The following is a 23982-nucleotide window of genomic DNA, read 5'->3' as shown; positions in this document are numbered from 1 at the left end:
TCGTTCCGGCTAGGCGTCGCCGCCGGCAGCTCCAGGATCCGCAGCCGTGACATCCAGCAACTGGTACCGGTCGATGGCCTGCTTCAGCGCCGACCGGTCGACCTTCCCTTCCCTTGCCAGCTCCGTCAGCACGGCCACCACGATCGACTGCGCGTCGATGTGGAAGAACCGCCGAGCCGCGCCGCGGGTGTCCGCGAATCCGAACCCGTCCGCGCCCAGCGACTGGTAGGTCCCCGGCACCCAGCGCGCGATCTGGTCCGGAACCGACCGCATCCAGTCGGACACGGCCACGAACGGACCCTGCGCGTTGCCCAACTTCCGCGTCACATAAGGAACCCGCTGCTCCTCCTCGGGATGCAGCAGATTGTGCCGCTCGACGTCGATCGCCTCGCGCCGCAGCTCGTTCCAGGAGGTCGCCGACCAGACATCGGCCCGCACGTTCCAGTCCTCCGCGAGGATCCGCTGCGCCTCGACCGCCCACGGCACCGCCACACCGGAGGCGAGGATCTGCGCCGGGATCGAGCCCGAAGTCCCTTCGCCGACGCGGTGGATGCCCTTGACGATGCCCTCGACGTCCACGTTCTCCGGCTCGGCCGGGTGCAGGATGGGCTCGTTGTAGACGGTCAGGTAGTAGAAGACGTCCTCGCCCGGCTTCCCGTCCGCGGTCGGCCCGTACATCCGCCGCAGCCCGTCCTGCACGATGTGCGCGATCTCGTACGAGTACGCCGGGTCGTACGCGACACAGCCCGGGTTGGTCGAGGCGAGCAGCTGCGAGTGGCCGTCCGCGTGCTGCAGCCCCTCACCGGTCAGCGTCGTCCGTCCGGCGGTCGCGCCCAGGACGAAACCGCGCGCCAACTGGTCGGCCATCTGCCAGAACTGGTCACCGGTGCGCTGGAAACCGAACATCGAGTAGAAGACGTAGACCGGGATGAGCGGCTCGCCGTGCGTGGCGTACGCCGAGCCCGCCGCGATCAGGGACGCCGTGCAGCCGGCCTCCGAGATGCCGTCGTGCAGCATCTGACCGGTCGGCGACTCCTTGTAGGCGAGCAGCAGATCACGGTCGACCGACTCGTACTGCTGGCCGAGCGGGTTGTAGATCTTCGCGCTCGGGAAGAAGGAGTCCATGCCGAAGGTGCGGTACTCGTCCGGCGCGATCAGTACGAAGCGCTTGCCGAGTTCCTTGTCCCGCATGAGGTCCTTGAGGAGCCGGACGAAGGCCATGGTCGTCGCGATGGACTGGTGGCCCGAGCCCTTCTTCACACTCGCGTACACCTTGTCGTCCGGCAGCGCGAGCGGCTTGGCCCGCACGACGCGCGTGGGGACGTACCCGCCCAGCGACTTGCGCCGGTCGTGCATGTACTGGATCTCCTCCGAGTCACGACCCGGGTGGTAGTACGGCGGCGGGCCGGACTCCAGCTCCTTGTCGGAGATCGGCAGGTGCAGCCGGTCGCGGAAGCCCTTGAGGTCGGCGACCGTCAGCTTCTTCATCTGGTGCGTGGCGTTGCGGCCCTCGAAGTTGGGGCCCAGCGTCCAGCCCTTGATGGTCTTAGCGAGGATGACCGTCGGCTGGCCCCGGTGCTCGGTGGCCGCCTTGAACGCCGCGTAGATCTTCTTGTGGTCGTGCCCGCCGCGCCCCAGGTGCAGGATCTGGTCGTCGGTCATGCCCTCGACCATCGCGCGCAGCCGCTGGTCGTCGCCGAAGAAGTGCTCGCGGATGTAGGAGCCGGGCTCGGTCGCGTACGTCTGGTACTGGCCGTCCGGAGTCGTGTTCATCCGGTTGACCAGCACGCCGTCGCGGTCCTGGGCCAGCAGCGGGTCCCAGGAGCGGTCCCAGACCAGCTTGATGACGTTCCAGCCGGCACCCCGGAAGACCGACTCCAGCTCCTGGATCACCTTGCCGTTGCCGCGCACCGGGCCGTCCAGGCGCTGGAGGTTGCAGTTGACGACGAAGGTCAGGTTGTCCAGGTTCTCGCGGGCCGCGATGGTCAACTGGCCGAGCGACTCCGGCTCGTCCATCTCGCCGTCGCCGAGGAAGGCCCACACGTGCGACTTGGAGGTGTCGGCGATCCCGCGCGCGTGCATGTAGCGGTTCATCCGCGCCTGGTAGATCGCGCCGATCGGACCGAGGCCCATCGAGACGGTCGGGAACTCCCAGAAGTCCGGCATCAGCCGCGGGTGCGGATACGAGGACAGTCCGTTGGGCGCCTTGGACTTCTCCTGGCGGAAGCCGTCCATGTTCTGCTCGCTGAGGCGGTCGAGCAGGAACGCGCGCGCGTAGATGCCGGGGGAGGCGTGGCCCTGGAAGAAGACCTGGTCGCCGCCGTCGCCCTCGTCCTTGCCGCGGAAGAAGTGGTTGAAGCCCACGTCGTAGAGGGACGCGGAGGAGGCGAAGGTGGCGATGTGGCCACCGACCCCGATACCGGGCCGCTGCGCGCGCGAGACCATCACCGCCGCGTTCCAGCGGGTCGCGTTGAGGACCTTGCGCTCGATCTCCTCGTTGCCGGGGAAGAACGGCTCGTCCTTGGTCGCGATGGTGTTCACGTAGTCCGTGCTGCGCATCTCGGGCACGGCCACGCGCCGCTCGCGCGCCCGCTCGATCAGCCGGAGCATCAGGTAGCGGGCCCGCTCGCGGCCGCGCTCGTCGACGGCGGCGTCGAGGGAGTCGAGCCACTCCTGCGTTTCCTCGGGGTCGAAGTCAGGAACCTGACTCGGAAGGCCGCCAATGATGATCGGGTTGCGATCGGATCCGGAAGCCACGCTGTTCCTTACCTGTCAGAGGGCTGCTGTGAGCTGCTTTTCGGTCTGTCTGCACCGTTCCCCATCGTGTACCTCGGGAAAGCAAACGTCATCTCTACTGAGAGGTAACCGAGACCTACGTGCGCTCCGGCTGGTTCTCAATGCCACAAAGGGGGCAGAACGGTGTGGTGTGGGTCACTTACGGCCGTGTCGACGTGCCTGGAGTTGGGGTGACACGGCCAGGAACGTCACCGTTTCGGCGGTCTGAACGGCCGGGTACTTGCGCGATCCGCCCCGCCCGTGTGGACTACGGCCAATGCTTCGCGCCTGCGCGACGCTGAGACACTCATCAAGACATGATCAGGAGGCAACCCGTGAGCGCGACCGCGGACCACGCGGAGACGAGCCCTGCCGTGAGGCTGGGGTTCCAGCCCGAGCAGGTGGTCCAGGAGATCGGCTACGACGACGACGTAGACCAGGAGCTCCGCGAGGCCATTGAGGAAGTCATCGGCAGCGACCTTGTGGACGAGGACTATGACGACGTCGCCGATGCCGTGGTGCTCTGGTTCCGCGACGAGGACGGCGACCTGACCGATGTGCTGGTGGACGCCACCACGTACATCGAGGAAGGCGGCTCGATCCTGCTCCTCACGCCGAAGACCGGCCGTGACGGATACGTCGAGCCCAGCGACATCTCCGAAGCCGCGACGACGGCGGGGCTGTCGGCCTCCAAGAGCGTCAGCGTGGGGAAGGACTGGAGCGGCAGCCGGCTGGTGACGCCGAAGGCAGCCAAGTCCAAGAAGTGACCCATTGACCCCGGACGGGCCGGTTCGCCCGGCCCGTCCGCCGGTTCCCGGTGATCGCTGCGTAGGGTGGGAGGCCACCCGAACGGCCTCATCGAAGGGACAACCGCGACAATGGCGATCCAGGTCGGCGACAAGGCCCCTGACTTCGAGCTCAAGGACAACCACGGCGCCACCGTGAGGCTCTCCGATTTCCGTGGCGCGAAGAACGTCGTCCTGCTCTTCTACCCCTTCGCCTTCACCGGCGTGTGCACCGGCGAGCTGTGCGAGGTGCGCGACAACCTGCCGAAGTTCACCGACCGCGACACCCAGGTGCTCGCGGTCTCCAACGACTCCATCCACACCCTGCGCGTCTTCGCCGAGCAGGAGGGTCTGGAGTACCCGCTGCTCAGCGACTTCTGGCCGCACGGCGAGGTCTCCCGCGCCTACGACGTCTTCGCCGAGGACAAGGGCTGCGCGGTGCGCGGCACCTTCGTCATCGACAAGGAGGGCGTGGTCCGCTGGACCGTCGTCAACGCCCTCCCGGACGCCCGCGACCTGAACTCGTACGTCAAGGCGCTCGACACCCTGTGATTGTTCGGTTCCAGGGCCTGCGTGGTACGGGAACCCGTCACTAGGATCGAGACGTTGATCCGATAGCAACGCACGTCGGGGCTCCCCGCCCCTACTAACCACATGGAGGACTCGTGGGAGTCAGCCTCAGCAAGGGCGGCAACGTTTCACTGACCAAGGAGGCCCCGGGCCTGACCGCGGTCATCGTCGGTCTGGGGTGGGACGTCCGCACCACGACCGGCACGGACTTCGACCTCGACGCCAGCGCCCTGCTCCTGAACAGCGCGGGCAAGGTCGCCAGCGACGCGAACTTCGTCTTCTTCAACAACCTCAAGAGCCCGGACGGCTCCGTCGAGCACACCGGTGACAACACCACCGGTGAGGGCGAGGGCGACGACGAGGCGATCAAGGTAAACCTTGCGGCGGTCCCGGCCGACGTCGACAAGATCACCTTCCCGGTCTCCATCTACGACGCCGAGAACCGCCAGCAGTCCTTCGGCCAGGTCCGCAACGCGTTCATCCGCGTGGTGAACCAGGCCGGCGGCGCCGAGATCGCCCGCTACGACCTCTCCGAGGACGCCTCAACGGAGACGGCCATGGTCTTCGGCGAGCTGTACCGCAACGGCGCGGAGTGGAAGTTCCGCGCCATCGGCCAGGGCTACGCCTCGGGCCTGCGCGGTATCGCCCAGGACTTCGGCGTCAACGTCTGACGGACGCCGCCTCGGCAGCTGTGACGCCCTCAGGGCAATCGTCCGGCGCCGCACCGTTTGGGTGCGGCGCCGGAGGCGCAGGACAACCAAAGAAGCATCACCTCGGGGAGGACCAGCACTATGGGCGTCACGCTCGCCAAGGGGGGCAATGTCTCCCTGTCCAAGGCCGCACCCAACCTCACTCAGGTTCTGGTCGGGCTCGGCTGGGACGCACGTTCCACCACCGGAGCCGACTTCGACCTGGACGCCAGTGCGCTGCTGTGCACCGGCGGGCGGGTGATGGGGGACGAGTGGTTCATCTTCTACAACCAGCTCAAGAGCCCGGACGGCTCCGTCGAGCACACCGGCGACAACCTCACCGGTGAGGGCGAGGGCGACGACGAGTCGATCATCGTCGACCTCCCGAAGGTGCCGGCCACCTGCGACAAGATCATCTTCCCGGTCTCCATCCACGACGCCGACAACCGCGGCCAGACCTTCGGCCAGGTCAGCAACGCCTTCATCCGCGTCGTCAACCAGGCGGACGGCCAGGAACTCGCCCGCTACGACCTCAGCGAGGACGCGTCCACCGAGACGGCCATGATCTTCGGCGAGCTCTACCGCTACCAGGGCGAGTGGAAGTTCCGCGCCGTGGGCCAGGGGTACGCGTCAGGGCTGCGCGGCATCGCCCTCGACTTCGGGGTCAACGTTTCGTAAGGTCCGCCGGGCCACGGCCCGATCCCTGCCGGCGCCCCCTCCGACCTGCGCCTTCCTCGGCCGGACGCCCCTACTGTTCCGGCCGGTGAGCGAAGCCCTAGACTTCGTGGTCAACAGTGAGTAAAGCCGAGTACGGCGCGGGGGAGACCCGTACATACAGGATTGGGTAGCCAGTGCTTCTGAAAACCTTCGGCTGGTCGTTCGCGATTACCGCGATCGGCCTGGTCGCGGCGGTCTTCTACGGGGGGTGGGAGGCCTTCGGCATTGTCGCGATCCTCTCCATTCTCGAGATCTCGCTGTCGTTCGACAACGCGGTGGTCAACGCCGGAATCCTGAAGAAGATGTCCGCCTTCTGGCAGAAGATCTTCCTCACGGTCGGTGTCCTCATCGCGGTCTTCGGCATGCGGCTGGTCTTCCCGGTCGTGATCGTCGCCGTCACCGCGAAGATCGGCCCGATCGACGCGGTCGACCTCGCACTCAACAACAAGGACCACTACCAGGAACTGGTCACCGACGCGCACCCGGCGATCGCCGCGTTCGGTGGCATGTTCCTGCTGATGATCTTCCTCGACTTCATCTTCGAAGACCGGGACATCCAGTGGCTGCGCTGGATCGAGCGCCCGCTCGCCAAGCTCGGCAAGGTCGACATGCTGTCGGTCTGCATCGCCCTGATCGTCCTGCTGATCACCGCGTTCACCTTCGCCACGCACGCCCACCAGCACGGCGGCGGCCACGCCGACAAGGCACAGACGGTGCTGATCTCCGGCATCGCCGGCCTGATCACGTACATGGTCGTCGGCGGGCTCTCCGGCTTCTTCGAGGACCGCCTCGAAGAAGCGGAGGAACGCGAGCACGAGGAGGAGGAAGAGGCGGAACGCACCGGCAAGAAGCGCCCGCCGGTCGTCCTGGCCGGACAGGCCGCCTTCTTCATGTTCCTCTACCTCGAAGTCCTGGACGCGTCCTTCTCCTTCGACGGCGTGATCGGCGCGTTCGCCATCACGAACGACATCGTCCTGATGGCGCTGGGCCTGGGCATCGGCGCGATGTACGTCCGATCGCTCACCGTCTACCTGGTCCGCCAGGGCACGCTGGACGACTACGTCTACCTGGAGCACGGCGCGCACTACGCGATCGGCGCGCTGGCCGTGATCCTCATGGTCACCATCCAGTACCAGATCAACGAGGTCATCACCGGTCTCGTCGGCGTGGTCCTGATCGGCTGGTCCTTCTGGTCCTCCGTCCGCCGCAACCGAGCCCTGGCAGCGGCAGAGGGAAAAGCGACGGGCACGGACGAGAAGACTGAGGTCCCGTCCGGGGTGTGACACCCCTCAGAGGGCGGGAACGCTCTCAGCGGGGCGGCCGGAAGCCTCCGGCCGCCCCGCCGGTTTTTCCACGTGAGCGCCGTGAACACGGTGGACTTGGGGGCGGGCGGGAATGGGCTTCTTCGACGGAATCCTGGGTGGCCGGAAGGGCGAGTTCGACTCCGGCAGCGCGGCCACGAACGCCATCGAGCTGACCAAACGGCACCATCAGGTCTCCCTCACCAAGCAGGGAGCGGCCACCGGACACCTGCGCGTCAACCTGAACTGGCGGATGCGGACCTCCGACATAGGCGGCTCGCCCCGCGAGTCCCTGCTGCGGCACCCCTTCAAGGCCCTGAAGCCGCCGGAGGTCATGGGCCACAGCCAGAGCATGGTCAACGTCGACCTCGACCTCGGCTGCCTCTACGAACTGATGGACGGCTCCAAGGGCGTCGTACAACCCCTCGGCGGCTACCTCGGGGACACCAACGGACCGCCGTACGTCAAGCTCAGCGGCGACGACCGGTTCGGCTCGGCGTCCGGCGAGACGATGTACATCAACCTCGACCACCGGGACGAGATCAAGCGCCTGCTGGTCTTCGTCTACATCTACGACCAGACCCCGGCGTTCGACCGCACCCACGCGAGCGTCACGCTCTACCCGAGCAACGGCCCCCGCATCGAGATCCACCTCGACGAACGCCACCCCCAGGCCCGCTCCTGCGCGGTCGTGATGATCGAGAACATCAAGGGCGAACTGGTCGTGCGCCGCGAGGTGAAGTTCGTCTACGGCTTCCAGGCCGAACTGGACCGGCTGTACGGATGGGGACTGCAGTGGGGCCGGGGCTACAAGGCGAAGGCGGAGCGCTGACGGCCTCACCGGCCGGGCGCGCCCTCACCCGTGCCGCTCCGGCCCCTCAGGCGCCCCTCAGGGCCGGATGAACTGCGGCCCCTGAGGAGGCAGCCGGACGTCCGGGGCGGGTGCCGTTGTCACCGGAGGCGGATAGCCGTAGCCGCCGTACGCCGGCTGGCTGGTGGGCTGCGGGTAGCCGTACGCGGGCTGGGTGGCCGGCGGCTGCTGCGGATAGCCGTAGTCCGGCTGGGCCGGGACCGTGGCCGGCTGCTCCGGAGGCAGCGGTTGGGCGGGGACGTCCGGCTGGAGCGGGGACGACACCTCCGGGGCCTGCTGGGAGGGCTCCGGGGCGGTCTCCGACTCGTCCACCGTGATGCCGTAGACGGTCGCGAGCCCTCGCAGACCGTTCGAGTAGCCCTCGCCCAGGGCGCGGAACTTCCAGCCCTCCCCGCGGCGGTAGAGCTCGCCGCAGATCAGCGCCGTCTCCTTGCCGGTCTCCGGCTTGATGTCGAAGTGGAGCAGCGGCTCGCCGTCCGCGACGGACGCGTCGTACAGCAGGATGCGTAGCCCCTGTACCCGGTCGAAGGTGACGTCCTCCGCCGAAGCGACCACCAGAATCTGGCTGATGGCGGGCTCGACACCGGCCAGATCTGTCTGGATCGTGTCGGTGGGACCCTCGGCGGCACGCTTCTTGCCGAGCCACCAGACCTTCCCGGAAGGGTGCCGGGGCTGGTTGTAGAAGACGAAGTCCTCGTCGGAGCGCACACGACCGTCGGGGCCGAGGAGCAGCGCGGAGGCGTCGACGTCCGGAACCCCCTGCCCGGGCGTCCAGCGCAGCACGGCGCGCACCGTGGTGGCTTCCAGCGGGACGTTCGATCCCTTCAGCATCGCGTGCGTCATGCGGTCATCCTGCCCTCTCGGTCCTGGTCACGACAATGCGGGGGCCCACTGCCCACCACCGTTGTGCCCGTTGGCGTTACCAGAAATTCATGACCGACGGGAACCCTTGACATGGGTCCATACGTACTATTACCGGCCACCTGTTCCCAGAATCCACAGGCCCACCTTGCGCCACGGGGGAGTTTTATGCGTCATTTCGGGCACATCGCCCCTGAGGTGCGACAGCGTCTCTTCCATCAGGAGCCGTGCGAGTTCACCGCCGACTCCCCGGCCCGGCTGCTCTCCGCGGCCCTGGGCGCCACGCTCTACAGCCCTGCCACCAGACCGCGGCTCGCCGACGACATCGTCAAGCAGGCGGCACTCGGCGTGGTCTCGATGGTGCTGTGCCTGGAGGACTCGATCGATGACGCGGACGTCGCCGCCGGCGAGGAGAACCTCGTCCGGCAGTTCGCCGACCTCGACGCACGCGCGGACGCGGGCGTGGGCGTCCCGCTGCTGTTCATCAGAGTGCGCACGCCCGAGCAGATCCCCGACCTCGTCCAGCGCCTCGGCGTGACCGTCCGGCTGCTGTCCGGATTCGTCTTCCCGAAGTTCACCGAGGAGCGCGGCATCCCGTTCCTGGAGGCCCTGGCGAGCGCCGAGACCTTCAGCGGACGCCGGCTGTTCGCCATGCCCGTCCTCGAATCGCCCGAGCTGCTGTACCGCGAGTCCCGCGTGGAGACCCTGGAGGGCATCTTCCGCGCCGTCGACAAGTACCGCGACCGCGTCCTCGCCCTGCGCCTCGGCGTCACCGACTTCTGCTCCTCCTACGGCCTGCGCCGCGCCCCCGACATGACGGCGTACGACGTCCATGTCATCGCCTCCGTGATCTCGGACGTGGTGAACATGCTGGGCCGGGCCGACGGCACCGGATTCACGGTGACCGGACCGGTGTGGGAGTACTTCCGCGTCCCCGAGCGCATGTTCAAGCCGATGCTGCGCACCAGCCCCTTCCTGGAGGGACAGGCGGTCGAGCTGCGGATCAAACTGATCGAACACGCCATGGACGGGCTGCTGCGGGAGATCTCCCTGGACCAGGCCAACGGCCTGATGGGCAAGACCTGCATCCACCCCTCCCACGTCCTGCCCGTCCACGCGCTGTCCGTGGTCAGCCACGAGGAGTTCAGCGACGCCGCGGACATCGTCCGACCCGGCCGGGACGGCGGCGGAGTGCTTCGGTCGGCCTACACGAACAAGATGAACGAGGTGAAGCCGCACCGCGCCTGGGCCGAGCGCACCATGCTGCGGGCCGAGGTCTTCGGCGTCGCGCACGAGGACGTCAGCTTCGTGGACCTGCTCGCCGCGGGCATCCCCGGCTGAGTCTCACTAACTAGGGAATCGTCATCAACGCAGTGAACAACGGGGTCTGGTCCGGGACCTGGGTCGCCGAGCGACTCGGGCTCGAACTCGTGGGCGACACCAAACTGACCGACCTGCTGGGCCTCGCCCTGCGCCGCAACCCCAAGCGCGCGCATCTCCTGGTCTCCAACGTGCTCGGCAAGCACGTACCGCAGGCACCGTCCGTCGTCTACGGCTACGGATTCGCCCTCGGCCGCCGGGTACGGGAGCTCCTGGGCACCGAGGAGTCCCGCGCCGCCGTCGTCCTCGGTTACGCGGAGACGGCGACGGGCCTCGGCCACTCCGTCGCCGACGGCATCGGCCTCGCCCCCTACCTCCACTCCACGCGCCGCGCGGTCGCGGGGGTCGCCACGGCGGGCGGCTTCGAGGAGGCCCACTCCCACGCGACCTCGCACCTCCTGCTGCCGGAAGATCCCCAACTCCTCGTCGGCGACGGGCCGTTGGTGCTGGTGGACGACGAGTTCTCCACGGGGAACACGGTACTCAACACCATCCGGGACCTGCATGATCGCTATCCCCGGGGGCGGTATGTCGTAGTGGCGTTGGTCGACATGAGGTCGGCGGCGGATTCGGGGCGGCTGGAGGATTTCGCGCGGGAGATAGGCGCGAGGGTTGATCTGGTCGCGGCTGCTTCTGGAACCGTGCGGCTCCCGGAGGGGGTGTTGGAGAAGGGGCAGGAGTTGGTGGCGCGGTATGAGACGGCAGGTAGTCGGTCGTCTGACGCGCCGTCTGGGCTGGTCGCGCAGTTCCCCGCGCCCCTAAAAGACAGGGGCGTTGACGGCGAAGGCGATCTGAGCGCCGGAGCCGACCTGACCGTCGAGGCCGACCCGACCCGCAACCCCCCAGGGGCGCGGGGAACTGCGCGACCGGCCCCCACCGGCCCGCACCCGACCACTACCGGCACCACCCCCGGCCGCATCGACCGCGTCGACCTCTGCTGGCCGCGAGGCCTCCCCGACGGTGGAAGGCACGGCTTCACCCCCGCCCACCGAGCCCGCCTCGAGAACGCCCTCCCCGCCATGGCCGCCCGCCTCGCGGAATCGCTGCCGGCCGAAGCCCGCCGCGTCCTGATACTCGGCTTCGAAGAGCTGATGTACGCCCCCCTCAGACTCGCCCGCGAACTCGAACAGGTCGCCGACGCCGAGGTCCGCTACTCCACCACCACCCGCTCACCCGTCCTCGCCGTCGACGACCCCGGCTACGCGATACGCAACCGCATAGTCTTCCCGGCCCACGACACCCCGCCCGACGGCCCCGGTGAGCGCTACGCCTACAACGTTGCCGCCAGCGGCAGCGCCCCCGGCTTCGACGCCGTCGTCGCCGTCGTCGACTCCACCGCGGACACCCCCGAACTGCACGCGCCGGACGGCCTGTTGGCCCAGCTCGCGGCACACGCCCCGCAGATCCTGCTCGCGGTCGTCCCCTCCTACGTACCCGAGCCCCTGTACGTCCCCGAAAGGCCCCCGATGCTGCCCGAGCCCCTCCGCGGCCCCGCGTTCTCCTCGTACCCGCCCGACGAGGTCGGCTGGCTGCTCCAGGACCTCTCGGACGTCACCCTGGAGGCACCGACCGAGGAGCGCGAGGAGGCCATCCAGAGCGGCGGCGCGCACTACGCGGAGTCGCTGCCCGTGGAGTACCAGCCCAGCGAGCAGTACCAGGAGCTCTTCCAGGCGGCGCTCGAGACGTCCGCCACCCGGATCGCGCAAGCGGTCGGCGCCGTCACCGAGATCGTGCTCGCCGAGCGCTCGCCCCGCCCGGTCCTCGTCTCGCTGGCCCGCGCCGGCACCCCCGTCGGCGTCCTGATGCGCCGCTGGGCCCAGTTCCGGCACGGCGTCGAACTGCCGCACTACGCCGTCTCGATCGTGCGCGGCCGCGGCATCGACGTCAACGCGCTGCGCTGGCTGGCCGCCCACCACGACCCGGCCGACGTCGTGTTCGTCGACGGCTGGACCGGCAAGGGCGCCATCACCCGCGAACTCACCCAGGCGGTAAGGGAGTTCGAGGCCGCCGAGGGAGTCACCGGCTTCGACCCGGAGATCGCGGTACTGGCCGACCCGGGCTCGTGCGTACGCACCTACGGCACCCGCGCGGACTTCCTCATCCCCTCCGCCTGCCTCAACTCGACCGTATCGGGCCTCATTTCACGCACGGTCCTGCGCTCCGACCTGGTCGGCCCGCACGACTTCCACGGCGCCAAGTTCTACCGCGAACTTGCCGGCGCGGACGTCTCGGTGGACTTCCTGGACGCCGTCGCGGCCCGCTTCCCCGAGGTCACGGACGCGGTCGACGCCCAGGCCAAGGAGCTGCTCTCCGGCGACCGCACGCCAACCTGGGAGGGCTGGGCGGCAGTCGAGCGGATCAGCGAGGAGTACGGCATCCACGACGTGAACCTCGTCAAGCCCGGCGTCGGCGAGACCACCCGCGTGCTGCTGCGCCGAGTGCCCTGGAAGATCCTGGCCCGAGCAGGCGCCGGCGCCGACCTCGACCACGTACGCCTGCTGGCCGAACAACGCGGCGTACCGGTCGAGGAGGTCGACGAACTCCCGTACACCTGCGTGGGGTTGATCCACCCCCGCTTCACCCGCGGCGCGACCGGCGCCGACGGCAAGGCGGTGGCGGTCTGATGCCGGTACTGGTGGCGAGCGACCTCGACCGTACGCTCATCTACTCCGCGGCGGCCCTCGCGCTGACCATGCCCGACGCGCGGGCACCCCGGCTGCTCTGCGTCGAGGTGCACGAGAGCAGACCGCTGTCCTTCATGACGGAGACGGCGGCCGGGCTGCTCACCGAACTCGGCGACGCGGCGGTCTTCGTACCCACGACGACCCGGACCCGCAAGCAGTACCAGCGCATCAACCTGCCAGGACCCGAACCGAAGTTCGCGATCTGCGCCAACGGCGGCCACCTGCTCGTCGACGGAGCCTCCGACCCGGACTGGCACGCGCGCGTGACGGAGCGGCTGGCCGACGAGTGCGCCCCGCTGGCAGAGATCGAGGACTACCTCGCGTCCTCCGCCGACCCCCTGTGGCTGCGCAAGCAGCGCAACGCCGAGGACCTGTTCGCCTACCTCGTAGTCGAGCGCGAGCTGCTGCCCGAGGAGTGGGTGAAGGAGCTCGCCGCCTGGGCCGAGAACCGTGGCTGGACGGTCTCCTTGCAGGGCCGCAAGATCTACGCCGTCCCCAAGCCGCTCACCAAGAGCGCCGCCATGCACGAGGTCGCCCGCCGCACCGGAGCCGAACTGACCCTGGCCGCCGGGGACTCGCTCCTCGACGCCGACCTGCTGCTGGCCGCGGACCGCGGATGGCGGCCGGGGCACGGGGAGTTGGCCGAGACGGAGTTCGCGGCCCCGGGCATCACCGCGCTGCCCGAACGGGGCGTGCTGGCCGGCGAACGGATCCTCCGGGAGTTCCTGAAGGCGTCCGGCGCGGCCCGCTGAGCGCAGGTCAGGAGCAGCAGCCCCCGCCGCAGCAACCGCCGCCGCCCCCGCCGCCCGCCTGGGGCGCGGGGGCGGACTTGCTGCCGCCCCCCACGGCCACCGTCGACAGCAGCTTCACCGTGTCGTCGTGGCCGGCCGGACAGTCGGCGGGCGCGCCGGACTCGGCCATCGGGCGGTTCAGTTCGAACGTGTCGCCGCAGGTACGGCAGCGGTACTCGTAGCGAGGCATGGGCACAGGTTAACCGGCGGCACGGGATCGACGTACAGACAGGGGAAACCGTCGTACGACGGCCGTACCACCGTCAGTGGACGCCCCCACACCCTTCAGCGGACGCCCCCACCCTTCAGTGGACGCCGCCGCGCTCCTCCCGGATCTGCGCGACCACGCGTGCCACCGACTGCCGGACCGCTTCCGTCTCCGTCAGGAAGTGCCAGTAGTCGGGGTGGCGGCCCTCCAGACCGTTGATCGCCCGGTCCAGGCGGGCCACGGCCTCGTCCAGCGGGCGGGCCTGGCGGGGGTCGGGGGTGCTGCGGCCGGTCATGGCCAGCCGCTGGGCGTCCCGGATGGCGAAACGCGTGCGGTCGATCTCCTGCTGCGGATCCTTCTGCACGGCGTTGAGCCGGCGCAGCCGGTCACCGGCCGCCGAGACCGACTCGTCCGTCGTGTTCAGCAGCGCGCGGACCGTCGACAGCAGCGCGGTCGCGTCCGGCCAGCGCTGGGCGTCCCGCGCGGCCTGCGCCTCCTTCAGCTTCGCCTCCGCCTGCCGTACGTTCTCCCCGGCCTGGTCGGGCACGTGCTGGAGGTCCTGCCAGCAGGCCGCGGTGAAACGGCGGCGCAGCTCGCTCAGCACCGGATCGACCTGCCCGGCACGAGTGGTGAGCGCCTGCGCGCGCGTGCGCAGCGAGACCAGCCGGTGGTCGATCTCGGCGGCCTTCTCCGGCAGCCGCTCGGCCTCCACCCGGACCGCCTCGGCCTCCCGCGCCACCCGCTCGGCCCGCTCCAGGGTCTCCGGCACGCCGTGCTGCCCAGCGCCCTGGTTGAGCTTGGTCAGCTCGGGGGCGAGGGCGGCGAGCCGGGCCGCGAGATCGTCCGCGCGCAGTCCCGACTCCCGTACCGCGTCCAGGGCGTTCGACGCGGCGAGCAGACCCTGCCGGGCCCGTTCGACCGCCGGGGCGAGGCGGGCCAGCTGGGTCTCGGCCTTGCCGATCAGCGGGCCGAGGCTGTCGCCGAAGCGGTCCAGCTCGCGCTTGACGTTCGCCAGCTCGTCCTTGGCCTTGGTCAGTTCGGTGCGCGCGTGGGCCGCGACCGAGGCCTCCAGCTCGTCCCGGTCCAGATCGTGCGCGTCCACCGCCTCGATGTACCGCTGACTGGCCTCGTCGATGCGACGGCCCAGCGCCTCGAAGTCGGCGACCACGCGCCGGGCGGCCGGCGAGTCGTCCACGGCCGTGATGGTCTCTATCGAGATCCGCAGATCCCGCTGGGCGGTGTCCAGCTCGTAGAACGCGGCCGCCGCCGCGTCCTTCGCGGCCTGCGCCTCGGCCCGCTGACTCTCGGCCCGCCCGCCGAACCAGCGCCGGGTCCCGCCACCGGCGAACGCGACGGGCAGTGCGAGGGCGACGACCAGCGGCAGCGCGAGGAGGGTGACGGTGTCCCGCACCGACGGCGAGCACGGCTTCCCAGGTGTCGCCGTCACGTGCCTCTCCCGAGCTGTCATCCGTCCTTACCCGTTACCGGTGTCTCGTTTCATTCTCCCACCGGTTAAGGACGAACACACGGGCCGGTTAGTTCGCGGTCTTCAGAGTGACTTTTCCATCACCGGTACGAGCGGTCACGACATGCGGGCTGCCGCTGTCGCGGGGCACCGAGACGTCCACGCCCCCGTCGCCGGTCTGGGTCGTGACCCGGTACGAGGCACGCGGCAGGGCGATGGTCACGGAGCCGTCGCCGGAACGGGACTCCACCAGGTCCGGTACGGCGCCCAGTTCGAGGTGCACGGAGCCGTCACCGGTCTGCGTACGCACCTGCCGCGAGGTGACGTCGGCGTGCACGGATCCGTCGCCGGTACGCACCTGGAGCTGCCCGCTGGAGTCGGTGACATGCACGGACCCATCACCCGTACGGATGTTCAGCGCGTCCTTGAACCCACGGGCCCGCACGCTCCCGTCCCCGTCCTCCACCTTCACGGCGACCCCGCGCGGCACCTCGATCCGGTGCTTGGCCGAGCAGTCGGCGACGACGCCGCTGCACTTCATCCTGAGCACCAGCCGGTCACCCTTCATGGACCAGGTCACCTTCGGGTCCGACCCGATGGCGACGCTCCCCTGGAACCACCGGGTCACTTCGACCTTCCCCGCCGCGTTCGAATCCGCCGAGACGATCTCCAACGCCGAGTCGTCGGAATCCACGGTGAGCGTCTTCCCCTCCAACGCGAACGTCCGGTGATCAGGATCCTTGTCGTCCCCGGCGGACGCCCCACAGGCGGCGACACCACCGACAAGCAGCGCGACGGCTCCGACGGCGACGACGGTACGGGCGGCACGGGTACGGGCGGTGCGGCTACGGGCGGTGGGCGTGCGGTCCATGATGATCTCCCCCTGAGGCGGTTGTGCAGGCTCTACGACCGTACGGAGCGGGGGGCCGCGGGGGGATCCGGGCGGCTCCCGGATCTGGGGTGGGGATAACCCCCGGGGTGACCTACTCGTGTGATGGTCGTTGGAAACGACGAACGGATTTTCGGCGTCGGCGGGGGTGTGCGTGAGCGGGCTGCGGAAGGTGGCGCCCGCGTTCGTGGTGCCCGGTCCTGCCGCGGTGGCGATCAGGGCGCGGCTGCGGGTCTCGTCGGTGGACGAGGCGGTGCTGACCGAGGTGGGTCGCTTCCTCGGCGCACTGGCGTCACGGGATCTCGCGGTGCGGTCCCGGCAGGGCACGACCCACGACGCCGGCTCGTGGGCGCGGCGGAAGCGGGAGCTGACCGAGTCCTCGTCGGCACGATGGGCGGGCAGTATCACCAAGGCCACGCATGACCAGTGGGCCTTGGCCAGGCGTGGTCAGAGCGCCCAGCTGGCGTGGCTGCGGAGACAGATCGCGCAGACCGAGGAGAGGCTGGCCCGGCCGCTGCGGGCCCGCGCGGACAGGCGGGCCGGTCTGGTACGTGGCTACGGGAGTCGATCCGAGTGGCATGCCAAGGCCCGCCGTCTGCACTCCTTGAGGGAGCGGCTGGCCGGGCTCGAAGCGGACCTGGTGGCCGGGCGGGTGCACATCGTCCGCGGCGGCAAGAAGCTCGCCCACCTGCGCCACCATGTGGAGGAGACCGGGCTGGGCCGGGAAGCATGGCGGGAACGGTGGCAGGCCGCCCGGATGTTCCTGGCCGCGGACGGGGAGTCCGGCAAACCCTGCGGCAACGAGACCATCCGGGTCACCGACGGCGGCGAGCTCTCGATCAGGCTCCCCGCCGCCCTGGCTCACCTGGCCAATGCCCGGCACGGACGGTATGTGTCGGCGGCGTCCGTGACGTTCTCCCACCGGGCCGAGGAGTGGCGTGACCGGATCGCCGCGAACCGGGCGGTGGCCTACCGCATCCACTTCGACGTCGTACGCGACCGCTGGTACGTGACCGCTTCCTGGCAGCGCACCGCGGCCCAACTGCTGCCTCTTCCGGCGGCCTTGGCCCATGGCGTCGTAGCAGTGGACATGAACGACGACCACCTCGCCGCCTGGCACCTGGACACGCACGGCAACCCGGTCGGCGAACCCCGGCGCTTCGGCTTCGACCTGTCAGGGAACACACGGCATCGGGATGCCCAGATCCGACACGCGCTGACCCGTCTGCTGCACCACACTCGACGGGCCGGGGCCCGGGCGATCGCCGTCGAAGACCTCGATTTCGGCGACGGCGCGAGCCGCGAGAGGTACGGCCGCAACAAGGCCTTCCGCCGCCTCGTCTCCCGCTTTCCCACCGCCAGGCTCAAGGCCCGGCTGGTGTCGATGGCCGCCGAGCAGAACATTGCGATCGTCGCGGTGGATCCGGCGTACACCTCCCGGTGGGGCGCCCAGCACTGGCAGCGGCCACTGACCACCCCCACCCGTAGGACCACTCGCCACGACGCGGCAGCCGTGGCGATCGGAAGGCGCGCCCTGGGGCATCCGATCCGGCGTCGGACGGCACCGCCCCCGCACGACCGGAGTGATCGTGCGGGGCATCGGACCGTCCAGACCGGACCGGAGGCCCGGAGGCGTGAGGGACCCCGCCCCCGCGCTCCCGGACCACGGACACGATCCGTGCCGCCCGGAGGCGGAGCGAAAGCGGGTGACCAGCGTGCCTCGCACCGCACGGGGCACGCGGCCGAGCACGCGACCTGGCAACAGGACGTGCTCCCGCTCGGTCCTGAGAGATGGCTACGAGTCCTGCCCGGCCCGTGAAACCGGATTGCGGGGCAGCGCCTTGGGCAATGTAGGCTGTCGGCCTGTCCCGGGTGCGTAGCTCAGTGGTAGAGCGCCTGCCTTACAAGCAGGATGTCGGCGGTTCGAAACCGTCCGCGCCCACGTCGGAATGACATCGGAAGGCCCCGGCCGTATCGGCCGGGGCCTTCCGCGTTCGGGACGCGTCAGGTGTCGTCGCGTTCGTCCCCGTGCGCGTGCTTCAGCCGCATCCGTGCCTGGACCCGTTCCCCTTGCGTGACCTCCACCCAGAAGCGGTGGGTGGTGACGAAGACGGCCAGTTCGTGCTCGCGTTGGCGGAGCTTCTCCACCTCGGCCTGTTCGTCGGGCGTCCAGCCGGGGGAGGCGGGGCGCTCCACCTTGCGCCAGCCTGCCTCGTCGCTGAACCCGTCGAGGGGTACGACCGACCAGGGCAGCCGCTTGAGCAGGGCCGACAGCTCGGCCCGGACCTGATGCAGCTCCTCCTGACCGGCGAGGAGGTCACTCGGAAAGTCGTAGGTCGTAGCCACGGCGCAATGGTACGCCTGTTCGAATTTGGGATGCGAGTTCCTTCGCGGGGTTCATGCGAACGGGTGCGGTCCGAACCCGGAGTACGCGTCCGAACGTTGCTCGTCCCACCGCACCGAGAGGGCCCGTTCCTACTGCGCGCTGTCGTTGAGTCGCGCAACGACGGGTGCGGCAGTCCGGGGCGCGGGAGAGTCACCGCAACCTCCCGAAACAGGTCGCGTGGGGATCCTGGGTGTGGGTCATCCGAGACGGTCCGGTCGGCGCGCTCAGAAGTCGCACAACGGTCTGCTTTCAGGCGTCCGACGCCATGACAGCGCTGAATGTGCCTCCGGCTTCTTGAACGATGGGGATCAGAGCGGCGATGTCCCAGGGGTCGGCCCCGAGCAGGAGAAAGGCGTCCAACTGGCCGGTCGCGACGAGGAGTCCGCCGTGGCAGGTGCCGGATGCTGAGGACGGTCTCCGGGGCGGTGGCGTGGTGGCATCTTCGCTTCCCAGCAGCCCAGTTGGCGCCCTCGCGACTCCAATCACGGTGGGGGCGGCTCAGTGTCGAGCCGGTCGGCAGGCACTCGTTCGATGCGGGTCCAGCCTCTCCAGCCGCGCTCCTCCAGGATCGCCATGAGGCGCTCGGCGCCCGGTGAGGACTCGACCATGGTCGAGTCCAGGAGGTCGACGAAGTGGTCGTCGAAGCCGTCGGCACTCACCTCGCCGGCCTCCACGGCGCGCATCATCAGGCGCTCCACGATGTCGGCGATCTCGATCAGCCGTGGATCGTCGATCGGCCGTGGATCGTCGATCGGCCGCTGGTCGTCCACCGGTCGTGGATCGTCGATCGGTCGGTCGAACTCCCCGTTGAGAAGGCTGTAGAGCTTCGCCATGTCAGGGTCGTCCAACTGCTCGTGCTTCCTGGCGATCACGGCCTCGATCAGGTGCGGTACCTGGGCGGCGACCATGATCCAGGCGTCGCGCTCCATCTCGATGTACCGCTCCTCGACGCCGAGTCCACGCAGCCGGTCGAGGTAGTCCACGACGCTCTGCGGGAGCGCCAGGTGCTCTCCGGCGGCGAGCCGGGCGAGTCGTTCGCGGGTGGCCTGCAGTCGGCGGATCTCGGCCCGCAGAGTCGTGTCGATCTCCTGGACGCGGTCGGCGAAGTCGACAGGACCGGCGTCGAGGAGCTCCTGCACCCGGGCCAGCGGTACGCCGGCCTCTGCCAGGGTGCGGATCCTGATCAGTCGTACGACCGCGGTGGCGTCGTAGCTCCGGTACCCGGATCGGTCGCGTTCGGGCTCCGGCAGCAGTCCGATCCGGTGGTACTGACGTACCGCCCGTACCGTCACCCCGGCGTGCGCCGCGAGCCGGCTGATGGTGAGCATGGGTCTCAGCCTGCCTCAGGCGATCTTCCGGCGGTAGGCGGCCATCGCGAGGACGTATGCCACCACGAGGATGCCGACGCACCACGCGAGGGCGGCCCAGATGTCGTCGCCGACCGGCCTCTGGGCGAACAGGTCCCGGATCGTGTCGACGATCGACGTTGCCGGCTGATGCTCGGCGAACCGGCGCACCGGACCGGGCATGGTCTGCGTGGGCACGAACGCCGAGCTGATGAAGGGCAGGAAGATGAGCGGGTAGGCGAACGCGCCCGCGCCCTCGACCGACGCCGCGGAGAGCCCGGGGATTACGGCGATCCAGGTCAACGCCAGGGTGAACAGGAACAGGATGCCGGCGACCGCGAGCCAGGCCGGCACTCCGGCTCCCGTACGGAAGCCCATGAGCAGGGCGACGCCCACGACGATCACGAGCGAGATCAGGTTGGCGACCAGGGAGGTGACGACATGTGCCCACAGCACACCGGACCGCGCGATCGGCAAGGACTGGAATCGCTCGAAGATCCCGCTCTGCAGGTCGGTGAAGAGCCGGTACGCGGTGTAGGAGACACCCGAGGCGATGGTGATGAGCAGGATGCCGGGCAGCATGTAGTTCACGTACGAAGCCGATTCCGTGTCGATCGCGCCGCCGAAGACGTAGACGAACATCAGCATCATGGCGACCGGCGTGATGACGGTGGTGATGACCGTGTCCAGGCTGCGTGTGACATGGCGCAGGGTCCGCCCCGTGAGGACGGCGGTGTCGCCGAAGAAGGACGCGGTCATCGTCGCTCCCTGGTCGTCGTGCCGGTGGTGGCGCTCTTGTCGTCGCCGCCGATGATCGCGAGGAAGATCTCCTCCAGGGTCGGCTGCTTCTCGACGTACTCGACCATGGTCGGCGGGTGTAGCCGCTTGAGTTCGGTGAGAGTGCCGTTCACGATGATCCGGCCCTGGTGGAGGATCGCGATCCGGTCGGCCAACTGCTCGGCCTCGTCCAGGTACTGGGTGGTGAGCAGCACCGTCGTTCCGTGGCGGGCGAGTTCCCTGATCGTTTGCCACACCTCGACGCGCGCTTCGGGGTCGAGCCCGGCCGTCGGCTCGTCCAGGAAGATCACCGGTGAATTCCCGATGAGGCTCATCGCGATGTCCAGCCGGCGGCGCATCCCACCCGAATACGTCGACACTCGGCGTGCGTCCGCCTCGGCCAGCGAGAAGCGCCTCAGCAGGTCGTCCGCGATCGCGCCCGGGTCCTTGAGATGGCGCAGCCTGGCGACCAGTACGAGGTTCTCCCGACCGCTGAGGATCTCGTCGACGGCCGCGAACTGACCGGTGAGGCTGATGGACGCCCGCGCATTCGCCGGTTGGGCGGCGATGTCGAAGCCGTTGACGCTGACCCTCCCCGCGTCGGCCTTCAGGAGCGTGGCGAGGATCCGTACGGTCGTGGTCTTGCCCGAACCGTTGGAGCCGAGCAGGGCGAAGACGGCGCCTCGCGCCACCTCGAAGTCCACACCGCGCAGCACGTCGAGCTTCCCGTACGACTTCTCCAGACCCTGCACGCGTATCACCGGAGCGGCGATCGATTGGGTCGTCATGGTCATCTGCCTCCTTTGCGGAGCTCTTCCGGGCGACAGCCAGGAGGCTCGTACGGGGAGGATGGAGGGTTGACCCCGCGTCAAGGTCAAGACCGCTCAGTCGCAGTGGGTGGCCGGAGACATAGAGCCGAGCTGATGCGTCAGTGGCAGGAGAGGCTCAGGCAACGCGGGTGTGCCGCGTCGGCGGGATGTCGGCCGGCGGGTGGGGCTCTCGGTGATCCGTCGGCGATGTGTCGGGGGCCGCTGGAACCGTGGGCGTCCAGCCGGCCCACAGGGCGGCCGCAGTCGCGGCTACAGCCGCAGCCGCCTTCGACAGCAAGGGAGCCCCGCCGCAATGTCGTCCGTATCCTCCGTCCCGCCCTGGGACGTTCAACGGCTGCCGCGTGCCGATGGCAGCGTCTTCCTGGTCACCGGGGGCAACGCCGGCATCGGGTACTTCGTCGCGGAGCAGTTGTCCGCGACCGGAGCCACGGTCGTACTGGGCAGCCGTGATCCCTCGAAGGCCGAAGTCGCCGCGGCCTCGATCCGCTCGCGTGTCCCCGGCGCGCGAGTGCGGGCCGTACGGCTGGACCTCGCCGACCTCGCCTCGCTCGGAACAACGGTGGAATCGCTGGATGTCGAGTGTCTCGACGCGGTGGTTCACAACGCCGGCGTCGCGCTCGACGACCCGCCGCGCAGGGAGACCAGGGACGGCCACGAGCTCATGTTCGGCACGAATCACCTCGGGCACTTCGCGCTGACCCACTGGCTGATGCCGCTGTTGTCGGCCGCACCGGCGGCCCGCATCGTGACCACGGGCAGCTTCGCGGCGAAGTCCGAGCGACTCGACCTCGACGACCTCCAGTCCCGGAGGGACTATCGGGCGAAGCGCGCCTACGGACGTTCCAAGCTGGCGCAGATGTACTTCGGCCTCGAACTCGACCGCCGCCTGCGTGCCGTCGACAGCACGGTGGCGAGCGTGGTGGTCCATCCCGGGGGCGCGCTGGACTCCCTGACCCCGTCACGGCCGCCGGTGCATGTGCGGACCCCCGGTGCGCGGCTCGGCGGGGCGCCGGCCGCCCTCCTCGTCCAGGGCAAGCACGCCGGCGCATGGCCCGCGGTCCGCGCGGTGCTCGACCCGACCGTGCGCGGAGGACAGCTGTGGGGACCGCGCGCCTTCGGCCTGCGCGGCAAGCCCCACCGCGAACCTGTGTGGAACCACCTCGCCGACACTTCCGTCGCGGCGCGGCTGTGGGCCGCGAGCCGCGACCTGACCGGAGTCGACTTCGGAGAGGTTGAGCAACTGGTCCCACCCGCCTGAGTACGCGTACTCACGTGCACCGGGCGGCTTGATCGAAGACTGCTCGCATGAGACGAATCCCTGCCTCGGCCGGCCTGTTCGCCCGCTCCTCGCGGGGGCGGCGACTGCCCCTCGTGATGACAGCCGCTGCCGTCCTGTCGCTCGCCGCCTGCGGCACCGAGAAGGCCGGCGCCGGCGGAGAGCGGAGCAAGTCCGCGGTCGCCGTCGGCGCAGGAGGCCGGACCGACGCGGCCTTCACGGCGATGCTGGACCGAGTCGCACGGTCGTGTCCTCCGAGCGCCCCTCCCGAGGCGCCGCCGACCGGCCCTGCGTCGACGCCGCCGTCCGGTTCGGTGGCAGCGGACGTCGAGCCCGTCGCCCCCACGGCCGGACCGGAAGTGGAGTTGAACGCTCGCGACTGGTGTGCGAGCGCCCGCCACGAAGAGCGCGTCGCCCAGGCGCTCCGGAATCTGGCGGACCCCACCCCCGCCGAGGTCAGGAAGGTCCTCAACGGCCTCGGCTATGTCGACGAACGCATCCATGACCTCAAGCGGTCCGGAGCGACCACCCGGTTCTTCCTCGACCTGCGCCGGACGGGTGGACGTCTCTGCTTGCGGGGCTCGGCGGCCGGCGAGCGGACCGTCATCGACACATGCGTAGCTCCCGCGACCGGGCCGTTCACGCCTGGTGGGCAGAGAGGCTGAAGGGTGGCGCGGCCGTTGGGCGGCGCGGGTTGCCGCACGCGTCGCCAGGACAATACGGTGGACCGTCCAGTCCAGTTTCCAGGAGGTGCGGCATGCGTCGTGAGCTGACGGCGAAGGGAAAGGCGACCCGGAGCCGGATCGTCGAGGGAGCCGCGGCCGTACTACGCGAGAAGGGTGTTGCCTCGGCGACGCTGGACGACGTCATGGCGCGGACCCGGACCAGCAAGAGTCAGCTGTTCCACTACTTTCCGGCGGGGAAGGACGAACTCCTCGTCGCGGTGGCCCAGTTCGAGGCGGATCAGGTGCTGGCGGATCAGCAGCCCTATCTGGGCTGTCTCGACTCGTGGGAGGCCTGGGGGCGGTGGCGGGACGTCGTGGTCGAGCGCTATGAGGCGCAGGGGGATCATTGTCCGCTCGGGTCGCTGTTTCATCAGGTCGGGCGTTCGACTCCGGGGATGCGGGTGATCGTGATCGAGCTGACGCGCCAGTGGCAGGAGAGTCTGGCCAGGGGCATCCGGGCGTTGCAGGCGCGTGGCCTGGTCCCCGCCGACGTCGATGTCGACATGCGGGCCGCGGCGCTGCTCGCGGCGATCCAAGGGGGCGTGTCGATCCTGCTGTCGACGGGGGAGTCCACCCACCTGCGTGCCGCGCTCGATCAGGGGATCGCGGACCTGCGGCACGTCGGCAGTGTCATGGCGTGACCCGGCCCCCGGATC

23 protein-coding genes and 1 tRNA gene are annotated in these 23982 nt (G+C 69.5%); 14 read left to right on the top strand and 10 right to left on the bottom strand.

Translation table 11 applies throughout. From position 1 onward, the window contains the following. Window positions 1-9 precede the first annotated feature (9 nt). On the bottom strand, window positions 10-2757 hold the full coding sequence (aceE, locus tag ACIQI8_RS13300) for a pyruvate dehydrogenase (acetyl-transferring), homodimeric type (protein WP_402348477.1): 2748 nt from the start codon (window positions 2755-2757) through the stop codon (window positions 10-12). A 353-nt stretch (window positions 2758-3110) separates the two neighbouring features. On the opposite strand from aceE, the gene ACIQI8_RS13295 reads away from it, so the two are divergent. The 6 genes from ACIQI8_RS13295 (at window position 3111) to ACIQI8_RS13270 (ending at window position 7669) form a co-directional block, all read left to right on the top strand. Continuing rightward, window positions 3111-3542 carry a DUF3052 domain-containing protein gene (locus ACIQI8_RS13295; RefSeq protein WP_123999590.1) on the top strand — a complete coding sequence of 144 codons (432 nt, stop codon included), beginning with the start codon at window positions 3111-3113 and terminating at the stop codon, window positions 3540-3542. A 111-nt stretch (window positions 3543-3653) separates the two neighbouring features. Next, window positions 3654-4112: a peroxiredoxin gene (locus ACIQI8_RS13290; RefSeq protein ID WP_402348474.1), complete on the top strand. Its 459-nt coding sequence runs from the start codon at window positions 3654-3656 to the stop codon at window positions 4110-4112. 113 nt (window positions 4113-4225) lie between these two features. Beyond that, a complete protein-coding gene (locus ACIQI8_RS13285; RefSeq protein ID WP_019060360.1) occupies window positions 4226-4801 on the top strand; it encodes a TerD family protein in 576 nt (191 codons plus the stop codon). 120 nt (window positions 4802-4921) lie between these two features. Further along, on the top strand, window positions 4922-5497 hold the full coding sequence (locus ACIQI8_RS13280; RefSeq protein WP_123999588.1) for a TerD family protein: 576 nt from the start codon (window positions 4922-4924) through the stop codon (window positions 5495-5497). A 173-nt stretch (window positions 5498-5670) separates the two neighbouring features. Further along, window positions 5671-6819 (top strand): DUF475 domain-containing protein, encoded by a 1149-nt coding sequence (locus ACIQI8_RS13275; RefSeq protein WP_402348469.1) that lies wholly within the window; start codon window positions 5671-5673, stop codon window positions 6817-6819. A 112-nt stretch (window positions 6820-6931) separates the two neighbouring features. Next, complete coding sequence (locus tag ACIQI8_RS13270; protein ID WP_402348466.1) at window positions 6932-7669, top strand: Tellurium resistance; 738 nt, start codon at window positions 6932-6934, stop codon at window positions 7667-7669. Between the two features lie 57 nt (window positions 7670-7726). Here the strand turns inward: ACIQI8_RS13270 and ACIQI8_RS13265 are convergent, their stop codons facing one another. Next, complete coding sequence (locus ACIQI8_RS13265; RefSeq protein WP_402348463.1) at window positions 7727-8551, bottom strand: TerD family protein; 825 nt, start codon at window positions 8549-8551, stop codon at window positions 7727-7729. Between the two features lie 186 nt (window positions 8552-8737). On the opposite strand from ACIQI8_RS13265, the gene ACIQI8_RS13260 reads away from it, so the two are divergent. Genes ACIQI8_RS13260 through ACIQI8_RS13250 form a run of 3 tightly spaced genes read left to right on the top strand, consistent with a single transcriptional unit; the run spans window position 8738 to window position 13385 of the window. After that, window positions 8738-9910 (top strand): HpcH/HpaI aldolase/citrate lyase family protein, encoded by a 1173-nt coding sequence (locus ACIQI8_RS13260; protein WP_402348460.1) that lies wholly within the window; start codon window positions 8738-8740, stop codon window positions 9908-9910. Window positions 9911-9942: 32 nt separating this feature from the next. After that, window positions 9943-12573 carry a phosphoribosyltransferase gene (locus ACIQI8_RS13255; RefSeq protein ID WP_402348457.1) on the top strand — a complete coding sequence of 877 codons (2631 nt, stop codon included), beginning with the start codon at window positions 9943-9945 and terminating at the stop codon, window positions 12571-12573. Beyond that, window positions 12573-13385 (top strand): HAD family hydrolase, encoded by an 813-nt coding sequence (locus tag ACIQI8_RS13250; RefSeq protein ID WP_402348455.1) that lies wholly within the window; start codon window positions 12573-12575, stop codon window positions 13383-13385. The genes ACIQI8_RS13255 and ACIQI8_RS13250 overlap by 1 nt, the downstream gene beginning before the upstream one ends. A 7-nt stretch (window positions 13386-13392) precedes the next feature. On the opposite strand, the gene ACIQI8_RS13245 is transcribed toward ACIQI8_RS13250, so the two are convergent. The 3 genes from ACIQI8_RS13245 to ACIQI8_RS13235 all read right to left on the bottom strand — a co-directional run bounded on the left by ACIQI8_RS13245 (window position 13393) and on the right by ACIQI8_RS13235 (window position 15968). Further along, window positions 13393-13614 carry a zinc ribbon domain-containing protein gene (locus ACIQI8_RS13245; RefSeq protein WP_402348452.1) on the bottom strand — a complete coding sequence of 74 codons (222 nt, stop codon included), beginning with the start codon at window positions 13612-13614 and terminating at the stop codon, window positions 13393-13395. Between the two features lie 115 nt (window positions 13615-13729). Next, complete coding sequence (locus ACIQI8_RS13240) at window positions 13730-15100, bottom strand: hypothetical protein (RefSeq protein ID WP_402348449.1); 1371 nt, start codon at window positions 15098-15100, stop codon at window positions 13730-13732. Window positions 15101-15167: 67 nt separating this feature from the next. After that, a complete protein-coding gene (locus ACIQI8_RS13235) occupies window positions 15168-15968 on the bottom strand; it encodes a DUF4097 family beta strand repeat-containing protein (protein ID WP_402348447.1) in 801 nt (266 codons plus the stop codon). A 172-nt stretch (window positions 15969-16140) separates the two neighbouring features. On the opposite strand from ACIQI8_RS13235, the gene ACIQI8_RS13230 reads away from it, so the two are divergent. Further along, window positions 16141-17805, top strand: a complete 1665-nt coding sequence (locus tag ACIQI8_RS13230) for an IS200/IS605 family accessory protein TnpB-related protein (protein WP_402348444.1) — start codon at window positions 16141-16143, stop codon at window positions 17803-17805. A gap of 51 nt (window positions 17806-17856) precedes the next feature. After that, window positions 17857-17928, top strand: a tRNA-Val gene (locus tag ACIQI8_RS13225). Window positions 17929-17990: 62 nt separating this feature from the next. Here ACIQI8_RS13225 and ACIQI8_RS13220 read toward each other — a convergent pair. From ACIQI8_RS13220 to ACIQI8_RS13200, 5 genes are all read right to left on the bottom strand, one after another. Continuing rightward, window positions 17991-18332, bottom strand: coding sequence for a hypothetical protein (locus ACIQI8_RS13220; RefSeq protein ID WP_402348441.1), 342 nt, complete (start codon window positions 18330-18332; stop codon window positions 17991-17993). A gap of 289 nt (window positions 18333-18621) precedes the next feature. Continuing rightward, on the bottom strand, window positions 18622-18858 hold the full coding sequence (locus ACIQI8_RS13215; RefSeq protein WP_402348438.1) for an inositol monophosphatase family protein: 237 nt from the start codon (window positions 18856-18858) through the stop codon (window positions 18622-18624). Beyond that, on the bottom strand, window positions 18855-19700 hold the full coding sequence (locus ACIQI8_RS13210) for a MerR family transcriptional regulator (RefSeq protein WP_402348435.1): 846 nt from the start codon (window positions 19698-19700) through the stop codon (window positions 18855-18857). The genes ACIQI8_RS13215 and ACIQI8_RS13210 overlap by 4 nt, the downstream gene beginning before the upstream one ends. A 15-nt stretch (window positions 19701-19715) precedes the next feature. Further along, complete coding sequence (locus ACIQI8_RS13205; RefSeq protein ID WP_402348432.1) at window positions 19716-20477, bottom strand: ABC transporter permease; 762 nt, start codon at window positions 20475-20477, stop codon at window positions 19716-19718. Beyond that, on the bottom strand, window positions 20474-21283 hold the full coding sequence (locus ACIQI8_RS13200; RefSeq protein ID WP_402348429.1) for an ABC transporter ATP-binding protein: 810 nt from the start codon (window positions 21281-21283) through the stop codon (window positions 20474-20476). The genes ACIQI8_RS13205 and ACIQI8_RS13200 overlap by 4 nt, the downstream gene beginning before the upstream one ends. 334 nt (window positions 21284-21617) lie before the next feature. On the opposite strand from ACIQI8_RS13200, the gene ACIQI8_RS13195 reads away from it, so the two are divergent. The 3 genes from ACIQI8_RS13195 to ACIQI8_RS13185 all read left to right on the top strand — a co-directional run bounded on the left by ACIQI8_RS13195 (window position 21618) and on the right by ACIQI8_RS13185 (window position 23967). Further along, window positions 21618-22583 (top strand): SDR family NAD(P)-dependent oxidoreductase, encoded by a 966-nt coding sequence (locus ACIQI8_RS13195; RefSeq protein ID WP_402348426.1) that lies wholly within the window; start codon window positions 21618-21620, stop codon window positions 22581-22583. 47 nt (window positions 22584-22630) lie between these two features. After that, entirely contained in the window at window positions 22631-23266 is a 636-nt protein-coding gene (locus ACIQI8_RS13190; RefSeq protein ID WP_402348423.1) for a hypothetical protein, read from the top strand. Window positions 23267-23358: 92 nt separating this feature from the next. Then, a complete protein-coding gene (locus tag ACIQI8_RS13185) occupies window positions 23359-23967 on the top strand; it encodes a TetR/AcrR family transcriptional regulator (protein ID WP_402348420.1) in 609 nt (202 codons plus the stop codon). Window positions 23968-23982 lie beyond the last annotated feature (15 nt).

It is taken from the genome of Streptomyces sp. NPDC092369 (assembly GCF_044755245.1).
Lineage (GTDB): Bacteria > Actinomycetota > Actinomycetes > Streptomycetales > Streptomycetaceae > Streptomyces.
This window is presented reverse-complemented; position numbering and strand designations above follow the sequence as displayed.

Bases quoted from the DNA above. Each gene is read 5' to 3' on its own strand.
- ACIQI8_RS13290 (WP_402348474.1), top strand. From the start codon at position 3,654: ATGGCGATCCAGGTCGGCGACAAGGCCCCTGACTTCGAGCTCAAGGAC.
- ACIQI8_RS13280 (WP_123999588.1), top strand. From the start codon at position 4,922: ATGGGCGTCACGCTCGCCAAGGGGGGCAATGTCTCCCTGTCCAAGGCC.
- ACIQI8_RS13270 (WP_402348466.1), top strand. From the start codon at position 6,932: ATGGGCTTCTTCGACGGAATCCTGGGTGGCCGGAAGGGCGAGTTCGAC.
- ACIQI8_RS13265 (WP_402348463.1), bottom strand. From the start codon at position 8,551: ATGACGCACGCGATGCTGAAGGGATCGAACGTCCCGCTGGAAGCCACC.
- ACIQI8_RS13260 (WP_402348460.1), top strand. From the start codon at position 8,738: ATGCGTCATTTCGGGCACATCGCCCCTGAGGTGCGACAGCGTCTCTTC.
- ACIQI8_RS13250 (WP_402348455.1), top strand. From the start codon at position 12,573: ATGCCGGTACTGGTGGCGAGCGACCTCGACCGTACGCTCATCTACTCC.
- ACIQI8_RS13245 (WP_402348452.1), bottom strand. From the start codon at position 13,614: ATGCCTCGCTACGAGTACCGCTGCCGTACCTGCGGCGACACGTTCGAA.
- ACIQI8_RS13240 (WP_402348449.1), bottom strand. From the start codon at position 15,100: ATGACAGCTCGGGAGAGGCACGTGACGGCGACACCTGGGAAGCCGTGC.
- ACIQI8_RS13235 (WP_402348447.1), bottom strand. From the start codon at position 15,968: ATGGACCGCACGCCCACCGCCCGTAGCCGCACCGCCCGTACCCGTGCC.
- ACIQI8_RS13210 (WP_402348435.1), bottom strand. From the start codon at position 19,700: ATGCTCACCATCAGCCGGCTCGCGGCGCACGCCGGGGTGACGGTACGG.
- ACIQI8_RS13205 (WP_402348432.1), bottom strand. From the start codon at position 20,477: ATGACCGCGTCCTTCTTCGGCGACACCGCCGTCCTCACGGGGCGGACC.
- ACIQI8_RS13200 (WP_402348429.1), bottom strand. From the start codon at position 21,283: ATGACGACCCAATCGATCGCCGCTCCGGTGATACGCGTGCAGGGTCTG.
- ACIQI8_RS13195 (WP_402348426.1), top strand. From the start codon at position 21,618: ATGTCGTCCGTATCCTCCGTCCCGCCCTGGGACGTTCAACGGCTGCCG.
- ACIQI8_RS13190 (WP_402348423.1), top strand. From the start codon at position 22,631: ATGAGACGAATCCCTGCCTCGGCCGGCCTGTTCGCCCGCTCCTCGCGG.
- ACIQI8_RS13185 (WP_402348420.1), top strand. From the start codon at position 23,359: ATGCGTCGTGAGCTGACGGCGAAGGGAAAGGCGACCCGGAGCCGGATC.